The sequence below is a fragment of the Ornithinibacillus proteolyticus genome, assembly GCF_039581225.1.
Classification (GTDB): Bacteria; Bacillota; Bacilli; order Bacillales; family Amphibacillaceae; genus Ornithinibacillus; species Ornithinibacillus massiliensis.
Genome location: NZ_JBCPXV010000007.1, coordinates 80,457 through 92,226, shown reverse-complemented (window position 1 = coordinate 92,226; position 11,770 = coordinate 80,457). Strand labels below are relative to the sequence as shown.

16 protein-coding genes and 2 pseudogenes are annotated in these 11,770 nt (G+C 33.9%); 14 read left to right on the top strand and 4 right to left on the bottom strand.

The genetic code is table 11. From position 1 onward, the window contains the following. The first annotated feature begins 169 nt into the window (after positions 1-169). The 3 genes and pseudogenes from AAIB49_RS05535 (at position 170) to AAIB49_RS05525 (ending at position 2,519) form a co-directional block, all read left to right on the top strand. Positions 170-837: pseudogene (locus AAIB49_RS05535) on the top strand (zinc metallopeptidase). A gap of 18 nt (positions 838-855) precedes the next feature. Further along, entirely contained in the window at positions 856-1,356 is a 501-nt protein-coding gene (locus tag AAIB49_RS05530; protein ID WP_343457440.1) for a cation:proton antiporter regulatory subunit, read from the top strand. Positions 1,357-1,454: 98 nt separating this feature from the next. Then, positions 1,455-2,519 carry a cation:proton antiporter gene (locus AAIB49_RS05525; RefSeq protein WP_343457452.1) on the top strand — a complete coding sequence of 355 codons (1,065 nt, stop codon included), beginning with the start codon at positions 1,455-1,457 and terminating at the stop codon, positions 2,517-2,519. A gap of 308 nt (positions 2,520-2,827) precedes the next feature. Here the strand turns inward: AAIB49_RS05525 and AAIB49_RS19955 are convergent, their stop codons facing one another. Both AAIB49_RS19955 and AAIB49_RS05515 read right to left on the bottom strand, forming a co-directional pair. Continuing rightward, positions 2,828-2,950, bottom strand: a complete 123-nt coding sequence (locus tag AAIB49_RS19955) for a hypothetical protein (protein WP_481857838.1) — start codon at positions 2,948-2,950, stop codon at positions 2,828-2,830. A 260-nt stretch (positions 2,951-3,210) separates the two neighbouring features. Continuing rightward, positions 3,211-3,276, bottom strand: a pseudogene (locus AAIB49_RS05515) (hypothetical protein); the annotation flags it as partial. Between the two features lie 121 nt (positions 3,277-3,397). Here AAIB49_RS05515 and AAIB49_RS05510 point away from each other — a divergent pair. The 6 genes from AAIB49_RS05510 to AAIB49_RS05485 all read left to right on the top strand — a co-directional run bounded on the left by AAIB49_RS05510 (position 3,398) and on the right by AAIB49_RS05485 (position 7,265). After that, entirely contained in the window at positions 3,398-4,153 is a 756-nt protein-coding gene (locus AAIB49_RS05510; protein WP_343457439.1) for a MerR family transcriptional regulator, read from the top strand. Continuing rightward, positions 4,146-4,787 (top strand): VC0807 family protein, encoded by a 642-nt coding sequence (locus AAIB49_RS05505; protein ID WP_343457438.1) that lies wholly within the window; start codon positions 4,146-4,148, stop codon positions 4,785-4,787. Before AAIB49_RS05510 ends, AAIB49_RS05505 begins: the two co-directional genes overlap by 8 nt. A gap of 284 nt (positions 4,788-5,071) precedes the next feature. After that, positions 5,072-5,479 (top strand): DUF4037 domain-containing protein, encoded by a 408-nt coding sequence (locus AAIB49_RS05500; protein WP_343457437.1) that lies wholly within the window; start codon positions 5,072-5,074, stop codon positions 5,477-5,479. A 186-nt stretch (positions 5,480-5,665) separates the two neighbouring features. Further along, entirely contained in the window at positions 5,666-5,869 is a 204-nt protein-coding gene (locus AAIB49_RS05495) for a helix-turn-helix transcriptional regulator (RefSeq protein ID WP_343457436.1), read from the top strand. Then, positions 5,856-6,356: a DUF3278 domain-containing protein gene (locus AAIB49_RS05490; RefSeq protein WP_343457435.1), complete on the top strand. Its 501-nt coding sequence runs from the start codon at positions 5,856-5,858 to the stop codon at positions 6,354-6,356. Before AAIB49_RS05495 ends, AAIB49_RS05490 begins: the two co-directional genes overlap by 14 nt. A gap of 357 nt (positions 6,357-6,713) precedes the next feature. After that, a complete protein-coding gene (locus AAIB49_RS05485; RefSeq protein ID WP_343457434.1) occupies positions 6,714-7,265 on the top strand; it encodes a GNAT family N-acetyltransferase in 552 nt (183 codons plus the stop codon). A gap of 85 nt (positions 7,266-7,350) precedes the next feature. Here the strand turns inward: AAIB49_RS05485 and AAIB49_RS05480 are convergent, their stop codons facing one another. After that, positions 7,351-7,899 (bottom strand): GrpB family protein, encoded by a 549-nt coding sequence (locus tag AAIB49_RS05480; RefSeq protein ID WP_343457433.1) that lies wholly within the window; start codon positions 7,897-7,899, stop codon positions 7,351-7,353. A gap of 88 nt (positions 7,900-7,987) precedes the next feature. Further along, positions 7,988-8,218 (bottom strand): hypothetical protein, encoded by a 231-nt coding sequence (locus AAIB49_RS05475; RefSeq protein ID WP_343457432.1) that lies wholly within the window; start codon positions 8,216-8,218, stop codon positions 7,988-7,990. A gap of 184 nt (positions 8,219-8,402) precedes the next feature. Between AAIB49_RS05475 and AAIB49_RS05470 the strand changes: the two genes are divergently transcribed. The 5 genes from AAIB49_RS05470 to AAIB49_RS05450 all read left to right on the top strand — a co-directional run bounded on the left by AAIB49_RS05470 (position 8,403) and on the right by AAIB49_RS05450 (position 11,575). Then, entirely contained in the window at positions 8,403-8,741 is a 339-nt protein-coding gene (locus tag AAIB49_RS05470) for a hypothetical protein (RefSeq protein WP_343457431.1), read from the top strand. Between the two features lie 201 nt (positions 8,742-8,942). Further along, positions 8,943-9,329 carry a DUF3021 family protein gene (locus AAIB49_RS05465; RefSeq protein WP_343457430.1) on the top strand — a complete coding sequence of 129 codons (387 nt, stop codon included), beginning with the start codon at positions 8,943-8,945 and terminating at the stop codon, positions 9,327-9,329. 164 nt (positions 9,330-9,493) lie between these two features. Next, the gene (locus tag AAIB49_RS05460; RefSeq protein ID WP_343457429.1) at positions 9,494-9,691 is read left to right on the top strand and encodes a hypothetical protein; all 198 of its coding nucleotides are present in this window, start codon (positions 9,494-9,496) and stop codon (positions 9,689-9,691) included. Beyond that, positions 9,666-10,460, top strand: coding sequence for a S41 family peptidase (locus AAIB49_RS05455; RefSeq protein WP_343457428.1), 795 nt, complete (start codon positions 9,666-9,668; stop codon positions 10,458-10,460). The genes AAIB49_RS05460 and AAIB49_RS05455 overlap by 26 nt, the downstream gene beginning before the upstream one ends. 398 nt (positions 10,461-10,858) lie before the next feature. Further along, the gene (locus tag AAIB49_RS05450; RefSeq protein ID WP_343457427.1) at positions 10,859-11,575 is read left to right on the top strand and encodes a dihydropteridine reductase; all 717 of its coding nucleotides are present in this window, start codon (positions 10,859-10,861) and stop codon (positions 11,573-11,575) included. Positions 11,576-11,770 lie beyond the last annotated feature (195 nt).

Here is an 11,770-nt window from a genome sequence, read left to right as displayed (position 1 = left end):
TATTACACGATGTGACCCAACGGTCATAGTAAGTATATTATTTTAAATGAAGCAAGTCAATCTGTTGTTTTTTTAGAGTAAATAAGGTATTATAATCGTAGATGACCGGTCGGTTAATATTAATATTGACCGACCGTTTTATAAATTGTTACTTAATGAAGAATCTACTATGTTCTTTTATCCAATGTACTTCTTAATAATCATTGCATTTGGATTAGCACTATGGACTCAAACAAAGGTAAAAGGAACCTTTGAGCAATGTCAAAAAAGAAAGCCCCATCAAATTTAACTGGAGCATAAGCTGCCGGGCAAATTTTAGACAGAAGGGATTACATGACGTAAGAGTAGAACTATCCCGTAACGGTACCCTCTCTGATCATTATGATCCAACAGCAAAGATGGTTCGATTATCAGAGCCTATCTAAAATTATAATTCCATTACTGCATTATTTGTTGCCGCCCACGAAGCTGTCATACCAATCAACATAAATATAATTACCCAGCGCTTGTGTTACGTAATCGTCTCGTTCCGTTGCTAATCTAGGTTCGCAATTGGCGCCGATTCTCGTTATTTGGGGCTTCTTATTAGATTGGGTGAACTTAATAGGATTTGGTATTGCTCTTTTCTCCGGTGCTGTACTTAACCTTACCAGTTGAGTTTAATGCAAGTAGCAGGGCGAAGAAGATTGTGCTGGGAAAGATATCTAATAGAAAGAAAGGGGAGTTGGAAAGGTATTAAATGTAGCTAGTACATTAATCGCTATTTTACAGTTAATAAAATTTATTATGTTCTTTAGAAGTGGATGTTGGAACTTTATTTTACAATCTATCAATTGAAAAGGATGATAACAGAATATGAAAACACAATTGACTAATTTACCAGGTATAGGAAAAAAACTTTCGTTTATAAATGGTGCAAATCAAATGATGGCAATGATTATATATCATTCAGGTAAACGGGAATTATACTTCTATCAAGATGCAGATGATGATGAAGCTGTTTTTACCTTTGGTCTTTCATCAGAGGAAACAAAACAAGTGGGAGCGCAATTTTTAAATGCAACCTTGGAACCAGAGATGAATGAAAAGCTTGATCGACTACAGCTTCTTCGAAATCAAGTTATTTTTGAGTGGGTCGAGATCAAAAAGCAACCATTTTTTAAGGGAAAAACATATTTTGACGTGGAGCAATTACTGCCAGAAGGGTCTACAGTTGTTGGTTTGTTTCACGATGAGCAGTTCGACGTAAGTCCTAAAAAGGATTTGACTCTCCAAAAAAATCATACACTTATGATTGTTGGGAAAAAAGACTCAATCGAAGAATTTTTGAATCTTGTTGAAAGAGGAGATACTTGATTATGGAAATACCTGAACTTCTAAGTGCTGGCTTAGTTCTACTCATCCTATTTGTAACAGGATTCATAGGTTTAAAAATAAAAATTCCTGTTGTATAAATTTATATATTATTAGGAATTGTTGTCAGTAGTTTTTTATACGGTAACGAACTCCTCCATTTTACCGGAGAGGTTGGAATAGTCCTTTTGTTTTTCATGTTAGGCATGGAATTCCCTATTAAACAGTTATTAAATGTAACCAAAAAAGTAATGAAAGCTGGTATTTTAGATGTACTACTAAGCTTTGGTGTGACAACAATCCTTTGTATTGTGATGGGTGTAGATATCATCCCATCTTTAATTATCGGTGGTGTTGTCTATACAACCAGTTCTTCCATTACAGCCAAAATGTTAGAAAACTCCAAGCGAATAGCAAATCCAGAATCAGAATTTATGCTAGGCCTTCTTATATTTGAGGATTTAGTAGCGCCAATTCTAGTGGCTATCCTCGTAGGAATAACTGCGGGTGCTGCTATTACAACCATGTCCATGTCTATATTACTATTAAAAGTAGTTGCATTAGTAGCTGGAGCTATAATACTAGGGTATTTTCTATTCAGCAAACTTGGGCCATTCTTCGATCGTCATATGAATAAAGATATTTTCATTTTATTTGTCGTCGGTTTAGCGCTAGCTTATGGTGGTTTAGCTCTATTCCTTGATTTATCAGAAGTACTTGGAGCATTTTTAGCCGGAATTATGCTAGCAGAAGTACGAAGAACACATGAGCTAGAAAAAATAGTGGTGCAATCTAAAGACTTACTCCTGCCGCTGTTCTTTCTTTACTTCGGTACAACAATTAGCTTTAGTGAAGGAATACCGATGGTCGGTTTGCTTATTCTTGTCCTCATTTGGTCAATTACTGCCAAAATTTTGGTTGGATTTTTTGGTGGTCAATGGTACGGCTTGTCAAAACGCGTCTCTTTAAAAGCAGGTCTTTCTTTGACCCAGCGGGGGGAATTTTCCATTATAATTGCTGCTCTTGCTGTAGGACCTATTAAAGCATTCAGCAGTGTATTCATCCTACTATCAGCAATGATAGGGATAATATTATTCCAATTTGCCCCACAAATTACCCAAAAGATTTACAATCGGAAAAAAATAAATCAACAGAGGGTAGCCTAGTAAATGAGTATGATACTACACACTAACTTGCTAAATAAGAGAGGATACTACAAAGGGGGGGAATAACCCCCCTATCGATGTGAAGCAGCTAAAGGAATTAAAAACAGAGTTCACATGATTTATGATGTCTTATAAATTTGCTTTAGACGAAATGAATACAAAAATCGGTATATTAAAGCAAGGCTTTCATTTTGTTCATGACTATAATCCAATAGAACAAAATCTCGAGTCAAGACGCCTGGAACTATTCGCACCATCGCCATGAATTTTTGGGCTAGTCTAGAGCACAAAATTTACTATAAATATAATTATGAAAATGCAGCAGCAGTGACTGCAGCTGCACTAGTTAAAAATGGAAAGCATCCATGAAGAAATGAATGATTTAAAGGAAACATTCCAGCAGGAGAGGATTTAAAGAATATAATAATCATACGATTTCCTCACATCGTATTTTAATACGGGTTTAAATCCAAATTGCAGTTAGCAAACAACATCTGTATATGTGAATATTACACCACTATGATTGCCTTTTAATTAAATGTCAGTATCTTTCTAATAATGTACTTTTCTTGTTTGTGTCTCTGGAAAAGAAAACTATTGAAAATAAGATAAGGGAATTTTCTAATACAGAATCGAGCTTAACATTAAAGGAGGCGACTGAAATCACAGCAACAATAGTCCTAAGCTTTCAAGTATCGCCTATTTTTTTCAAGATATGTTGATGGATATCTTCTCCCTCCCAAGTATTCCCTTCAGGATGTTATTAAATATTGTAATTCTAACAAGACATAATAAATGTAATTTTCAAAAAAAGATTGAACCTCACGTTACGTAAGCCTGTATAATGATAAATAATACAGGTGATGGAGGTTCAATACATGTATTCAATTGGAAAACTGGCAAAACTAAACAATATTACCGTTCGGACTTTAAGGTATTATGATGAAATAGGTTTGTTAAAACCAACTAGAGTTGATGAAAGTGGTCATCGTTACTATGATTCTCAGGCTGCCCTAATACTACATAATATTATTTTGTTAAAAGAAATTGGCTTTGAATTAGAAACCATCCACGAAATACTTGCCAACCAAGTTAAGTCCACCAAAGAATTACTTCATATGCGTTTACAAATCATTAAAGTTGAAAAAGAACAATTAATTGAATCAGAAGAAAGAATTCGCAAAATACTGCGGTTGATGGAAGTGGAAGGAACAAACGATTGGGAGCCAATCTTTAAGACATTTCTGCAGCCAAAGAATAATGAAAAATTATTAAAAGAAATACGGAAAAATTACTTTACTAAGGATGAACTAAAAATTATAGAAAAATTACCTCGGATGGGAAGCGACGATAAGTTAGCATTAAAATGGGAAGAGCTTATTAAAGATATAAAGTGTAATTTACATAAAGATCCAGCATCAAAGAAAGCCCAAGAATTAGCTTCCAGATGGCTGAACCTAGTAGAAACTATGTATAAAGGAAACTGGGAGCTTGCTCAAAAAGTATGGAAAATCTATCGGAATAAAGAAGAGGATCTAGGATTTTATGATTTTGGTTCTGAAATTATTCGTTTTATTGGGAAAGCCCAAACGTACTACTTCGGTCAAAAGCAAGCAGGTGATTTTGATGAATAAAAAGCTAGTTCTCCTTGACTTGATTTGCTATGCTGCAATTCCCTTTATAATTTGGAACTATGGAAGAGAAATACTAGGAGATTATTGGGCAATCCTGTTTTCGACTGTTCCTGGATTTATTTATACTATTTATCGTTTTTTGGTAGAAAAGCAATTTAATACCCTTGGGTTATTCGTTATTAGCTCACTCTTTATTAATACCGCAGTTAATTTAGTATCTTCTTCAGCAGAAAGCATGCTTTGGAATCAGGTCTACTTAGGATTTGGGTACGCTGTGATTTTTCTGTTATCCATTGTTTTTAAAAAGCCTTTGGGACTTTATTTTGCTGTTGAATGGGCTTATTTACAAGGTTATGAACGAAAGAGTAGTAAAGCTCTATTTATGACAAAGGGAATTTTTATGTGCTTTCAATTGCTTACATTATTATTTTTTGTCCGAAGTACTTTTCAAAATGCTTTAAAAATGTGGCTACTAATTAAATACGGTGCAGAGTCTTATGGACAAATGATTATCTTACATGAAGAGTCAAAGGACAATAATAGGGGCTTAGCAAATGTGAATACGATAATACGATTCTTTTCAATGTTATTTTTTGTTTTTCTTTCTACAACGATTGCTGCTATTCCCAACTAACTAAACACTAACTGCATCACATAGTTATTGTACTTATGGATGCTTTAGTTTAACGAGATAATACAAAAAAATACGGTTTTAAATTACGAATTTGGTTAATAAAGGTAACTTAGTATAGAACTATTTTTTTCGAAACACTCATGTCCAGTAACTTTATAGTTCGTAAATTTACAATAAAGTGGATAGAAACATTTTAAATCCTCTGTTCTTCAATAGGACAGAGGGTCAGCTTGTAGAGAAAGTAGGTGTATTTTCTCTACAGTTTTTTATGATTAATGATATTTTTGAAACTTTTAATAACAGAAGTCTATCTAATTGTTAGAGATGTTATGTCATCCTTTGATACAGATTTGATTAAACAATGTATAGTAGTTGCGGTACATAATGGGATTTCGCTTAGTGATAATTGGGTTATTAAGAGGATGGAAGGAATAGTTAATAAATGTCCTAAAGAATTAAGTGTAGCGATGATCAAAGAAAATATGGATTTAGGAAACAGATGGAATAATCGTGAATCTCTACTCAATCGCAAAGACTGGTTAATGCTATATAAAGTAATGGTAGACGCTCAAACTAAAATAATGGGAATATTGTTTGGCTTAAATCGCCAATATGTTCATCACCCTGCTTTCAAGTGGCAAAAACACACACTAAAATCAATGATTATTACCCCAGAAAATATATGTATATAATTCAAGACTTATATGAACTCATACAACGTGGGCATCCCCAAGTAAATCTATCTCCAGTTATTGAAAAATCATTATTTGTTAGACCGGAAAATGAAATTAATTAAATAAAAAATGTCATATATAATTGACAAAACATAAAATGTCATATATATTGTACTTATAGGTGATGGAAAGGAAGAGGTTAACTTGAACAAAGTCAAAGAATATAGGAAAGGAAAGAAGCTCACTCAAATTGAGTTAGCTAAAAGAGTTGGGGTGGCAAGGCAAACCATTAACCTAATTGAAAACGATAGATACAACCCTTCCTTGTCTTTATGTATATCATTAGCGAAGGAACTCAATACAGATCTTAATACGCTATTTTGGGAGGAGACGGATGATGAAGAATAAAATGCTTAATCACTTTATCGGTGTAATGGACAATCGGGACGAGTACCAACAACAGGAAATCTATAGAGAATTAGCTTTTTCGGGTATGCTGTTATGGTCATTATCTATGTTACTAATGCTTGTAAGTATTGTGGTGGACACCATTCAAAACACATTGTCAATCGCAACCCCGGCACTTTTGGTTATTAATATGATTTACGCTTTTTATATTACCTTACGAATGAGAAAAAAAGGGCTGGATAGTACAGATTGTGCATCCAACGAGGAATATAAGGAAAAAATGAAATATTTAAGGAAAAAGTGTACGTATGTCGGAATTCTAATGGGGCTTACCTTGTTGGTTTTCAATCAGTATCTATTCCCTTACTTATCCACTGGTGAAATGGATGCCAGTTGGGCGAACCTTTTTTCTTGTGTAATTGCAGGACTATTTTTTGGCCTTGTTATGTATTGGTATTCAAAATCGAAACTTCAAAGGCATTTTTGAATCTGATTCTAGCCACCAAAGGCCAATTGAAAAAAATTAGTATTTTTCTCACAAACTTTAGTTTAACAAGATAATATAAATAATACGGTTTTAAATTACAAGGTAGGTTAATAAAGGTAACTTAGTATAGAACGTATTTTTAATGTCTATTTAATGGAGTTCCAATAGCTGTAATAAGAGTTTATAACATAATTATCCTATTGATCTGGATTGGGAACGGTATTGTGCGTTAGTAACGAATTCTAGTATAGAACTATTTTTTCTCTAACAAATTGTAGTTTTATAATAAAGTCGCAGCGTTATAAAAAGTTGCGAAGCTTTACCCCTTTGGATATGATTGTCTAAAGGGGTGTTCTTTTGGAATTTAGCACTGAAAGATTAACAATTAGGCCGTTTGTGAGTAATGATTTATATGATGTATTTAACATGTTTAGTAATGAGGATACATGTAAATATCTCTTGCATGATACATGGACACATGAAAATATGCAGGAAGAGTTTAATAAAAAACTAGAGAATAGCGCACTCACAAAGGAAAGAATGTTAAGCTTAGCGGTAATAAATGATGCTAAAGTAATTGGTGATTTATCTATATGGTATACAGATATGAGAGATACTGTTGAAATTGGTTTTAGTTTTTCTAGGGCTGTTTCAGGAAAGGGTTATGCAACAGAAGCTGTGAGTAGCTTAGTCAAGAAGTTATTTGTTGAGTTTGGTGTGCATCGTATACAAGCTAATACTGATGCAAGAAATGAAGCGTCACAAGGATTATGTGAGCGTATAGGTATGAGAAAGGAAGCCCATTTCATTCAAGATTTTTGGAGTAAGGGTGAATGGACAGATAGCATAGTGTATGGGATGTTATCTACAGATTTCACAATAAGGGAATTACTTATTATAAATAACTGACAATAAGAGCTGTATAGATTCTTTTGGATTAACGTGAAAAAAGGGATTGCCTTTTGGTAATAAATCTCTTTTTTTAGTTCAAACCTTAGTAATTATTATCAGTATAAACAAAGTTATTCCCGAAATATCTATACCAGTCCAATGCCTTTATTTCTATTTCTCTAGCAAGACGTTCCTTACCGTTTATATATGATTGAATATCATAGGGAAACTGTTGTGCTAATCTTTCTTTTAACTCACCATAACGGTTCCTTACATCTGGATGCCTTTGCAAGTAGTCTCGAAAAGCCAGGTGTCGTTTTATTTCAAAACTTCCTACCTGATAAATGTGTACGTGATGGGAGCGATTGTCTCCGCCCTTTTGAAAGTATCTTCTTCCAGGTATTCCGTTCTCACCTTTAGGCATATATCCAATCTCTTGCATCTCCTGATTGTATTTGTCAACGTTGTTAATGTCTCTTACAACAGGCATTATGTCTATTATTGGTTTTGCTTTTAGCCCCGGAACGGATGTACTACCAATATGATGAATGGCTATAATTTCATCTCTATAAATGAGTTTCAGTTTTTCCACTTCTTCTAAAAACATGGCAGGCCATTTTTCACTATATGAACACACTTCAACCTTTCTCACGGTTCACACTTCTTTCTTCAACTTTTTTGCCTCTTTAGTCCACTTAAATTAACGCCCCTGTTTGTTTAAGTACATTTTAAACCAACAGTTATCCAAAGTAATGATGAAAACACCAAACAATAAGGGTCATACTCATGATTCCCCAAGCTGTGGTACTCACTATCCACCAAATTATTGATTTAGCTTTTGTTGAACTTTCCTCATCTTCCATATTTGCTTGTATAAAAGCGAGTTTTCTTTCCATTCCTTTTTTCATAGAAGTTAGAGCAACAAATCCGATTAAAATGAAACCAATAGTTATCCAGAGTAATAAGTTCACCTTTAAACCTCCTTATCTGAGGATTACTTTCCTTTCAATCTTCCTAATCCCATTCCTTTGCTTCGTTATTATTAGTGGATTTCATCACAACCTCTTATTATTTTAACACGGTTGTTAAACAGATCGATAATAATGTTAAAATACATATAGGATTCTGAATATTAAGTGCTGGGAGAGGTAATCTATGAAAAGAAAACGAGTAAAAATCTTCACCTTCACTTTCATTATATTATTTTTTCTAACCTTATTATTATCAAAACCTTCTCCAGATACTTTTAATAAGTGGTTAGTGAAAAATTATGATATCGATTGTATTGGAGATAATTGTTTGTATAAAAAATCACAGGAAAAAGTTGTACACAGAACTATTGACGATTATATTTTGGCAAATAGGATGGGCATTATCCTTGAAGATGAAGAAGGGCGTAGAACATTAATTGAGGGAATAGGGGTTTTTGGGACCCTAATTCCATTTACATACAACCCTGTGTATAGTCCGTTAAACGATATTTATAAATATTAAACTTATGAAAATGCGTCTCTGTTTTAGTGTAGAACTTTGAGAATTTCGAGTAACTAGCCCTATGGTGAAAAAGGTGATCATTAAACTGATTGCAAATCTTTAAATGGTACCATTTATTTAACTATTTTGAAACTTTTTCTTGTGAAGACGTATATCTTTAGTATAACCGATTAATTTTGTTAATAGGAGGTAAGGCTACCGTTGAACTTATTATTAAAGGGATTGATTAGAGGTGTGATTCCGTTTGTTTTATTGCTAATAATTTCTCTATGGAATAGGTTACAAGGGTCAGTTGAAGAATCAAATGCTTTCTTGTTTTATGGTGTAGTTGTTTTTTTCTTAGGTCTGACCAGTGTCATATATGAAATCAATCATTGGAAGTTTTCAAAACAAATACTTGCTCATTATGGTGCAATGTTGATTACGGTTTTTCCAACTCTACTACTTAGCGGTTATTATCCTCTAAATTCTTTTGTGGATTTAGTAAAAGTATATTTAGAGTTTAATATCACAGGGATTGTCTTGTTTTTCTCAACTTATTTGATTTTTAAGCTGATTAGGAAGTTAAATCAAGTAAAAGCAGAATGAGTTAGTTACGGAACGAACGAGTGAATTGACTTCAGAGGAGTATTACCATTTTTTCTAACGGATCAGTTTAGTTGAATGACTGTTGGAACAGCATTGGGGATAGCGTCTCTTAAAAAGAAGTACATATTGGGACATCTAGCAATAATGACGGAGGGGGAAGATAGTTGAAAAAGTCGTTTAAAATCGCAGCATTGATAGGATTTTTCGTTATCATCATATGTATTTCTCTAATTAATCATTATGGTCCAACTCTTGGAACACAATTAGTTGGAAAACCAATTTATATTTTTCCACCTTCTCCAGAGAGATATGGTAAATTAGCTATTGAAATTATAGATGAAAATTGGATATTACGCTTATGATGAAAGATGGCAAGAGCAAAAAGAAAAAGCATTACGTGAGATCAAAAATATTTCTAGCTACGAAGAAGCACATTCTATTATAGCGGAATCGGTAAAAGTGGGTGGCGGAAAGCATTCGCTCTTTTATGCAGACAAAGAAAACTATGATTCCATTCAGCAGGTCATGCCGGTAGTAGAGAGAAAGGGTGACATATTATCTATTAAGCTTCCTGGTATTGCTGACGGCGAAAAGTATGGGAAAGAGTATGCAGAAATTGTACTAAAGGGGTTAAAAGAAAATAGTGATGTAAAAGGTGTTATGATAGACTTACGGTCTAACAATGGTGGGAATATGGTTCCAATGATAACTGCTATATCACCACTATTACCTGATGGTGACATATTATATTTTACTGACCGGAATGGAGATATACCCGTTATACTAAAGGATGGACAGGTATCTATTGGGGGCACTTTATTAGGGACTAAGCCAAGTATAGAACCATTTAAGATGGAGGTTCCTGTTGCAGTTTTAATAAGTACAATGACAGCAAGCTCTGGTGAAGCAACCTTAATGACGTTAATGGGATTAGAAAACGTTAAAACATTTGGTCAGCAAACGATTGGATTAGCTTCAGGAAATGCTGTGTATAATCTTTATGACGATGCATGGATGGCACTAACGGTTACATACAACAAAACGATAAATGGTCAAATATTTGGAAATACACCTATCCCAGCTGATGTGAAAACAACATACATTGGCTCTGTGGAAGAGGCAACAAAGTGATTAGAGGAGAGCTTTTAAATAGATTAATTAATTCCTTTGTTAAATGTCTTGATAACAGTTCTATACTTTGAAAAATAAAACAATTAATTATTCTATCCTTTGCTACTACGGTTAGCAAAGGTTTTTTTATCTTACAATTTTGCTGAGGAAGAGCAGTTAAGTGCATAATTATGTTGAACATATATAGATAAAGAAACAGATGTTTTACAGAAGTAGGAATCGCTAAAAATCACGAAATTGATGACATCTTATTGAGCCACAGGAAATTTCCCCCAGTCGTTACTAAATTCGAGTTGCATGAATTATCTGATATATCTAATCCATCTAATTGATAATTGTTATCAATTGTGATATGTTAAGTAGTAACGATACAGATAATGGACTAAGGAGAATATATAATGCAAATATACTGGACTACTATCAATAAGATTATTGAAGAAACGCCCGAGGTCAGAACGTACTTGCTTGACTGTCCGGAAGAATTTACATGGGAGGAAGGTTCCCATACCCACTTCGCATTGGAAGGCTTTAATGCCGGAGATAAACCAAACCGCGGCCTGATCCGTCATATGTCAATCTCCACTTTACTAAATGAAAATACAATCGGGATCACAACACGTATAAGAGAGCAGTGCTCTGAATTTAAAGCAGTTTTAAGAAATCATAAAGTCGGCGATAAGGTGGCAATATTTAAAACTCATTCGAATGTTCCACTTAAAAGAGAAGGCAAAAATGTTTACCTGTTGTCATCAGGTGTCGGACTAGCAACCTTCAGACCGCTTGTACTTGATTATTTGGAACGTGCTGACAATGTTAATCAAATTCATTCCCTGAACATCGATTCATCAAAAGATTTCTTATTCACGAATATCTTTAAATCAGCACCTGACAAGAAGTTCACAGCACAGTTCGTCGATAATCGTAAAGACTACTATGAAGAAGTGAAAAATCTTGCTGAAGACAAGGATGGACTTTTCTATGTTGTCGGCAGTGACGAGTTCATCGTGCAGAATATTGAAGTACTGCGTGAGCATGGCATTAAGCCAGAGCAGATTATGCTCGATAAGCATGAACAACAACGGTCTGAGTTATTATCAGTTGATCTATCCATTTAAGCAAAACGATTTTAGGTAAATATGACATAGATTCTATGGACGCTTTTCTTTAATGAGTAGGCGTCCTTTTTTTATCTATAATTACGGTTTCTCATTATCCTATTGTGTTAGTCTTAACATACATATTACCTCGGATATTTTTATAAATATAGCACAAGAAATGTCAAAAGAAAGAAATGGATCATTCTTATAATG

Coding starts and splice junctions, on each gene's coding strand:
- AAIB49_RS05505 (WP_343457438.1), top strand. CDS start 4,146: ATGAATAAAAAGCTAGTTCTCCTTGACTTGATTTGCTATGCTGCAATT.
- AAIB49_RS05450 (WP_343457427.1), top strand. CDS start 10,859: ATGCAAATATACTGGACTACTATCAATAAGATTATTGAAGAAACGCCC.
- AAIB49_RS19955 (WP_481857838.1), bottom strand. CDS start 2,950: ATGATTATTATATTCTTTAAATCCTCTCCTGCTGGAATGTTTCCTTTA.
- AAIB49_RS05490 (WP_343457435.1), top strand. CDS start 5,856: ATGATGAAGAATAAAATGCTTAATCACTTTATCGGTGTAATGGACAAT.
- AAIB49_RS05510 (WP_343457439.1), top strand. CDS start 3,398: ATGTATTCAATTGGAAAACTGGCAAAACTAAACAATATTACCGTTCGG.
- AAIB49_RS05470 (WP_343457431.1), top strand. CDS start 8,403: ATGAAAAGAAAACGAGTAAAAATCTTCACCTTCACTTTCATTATATTA.
- AAIB49_RS05530 (WP_343457440.1), top strand. CDS start 856: ATGAAAACACAATTGACTAATTTACCAGGTATAGGAAAAAAACTTTCG.
- AAIB49_RS05455 (WP_343457428.1), top strand. CDS start 9,666: ATGAAAATTGGATATTACGCTTATGATGAAAGATGGCAAGAGCAAAAA.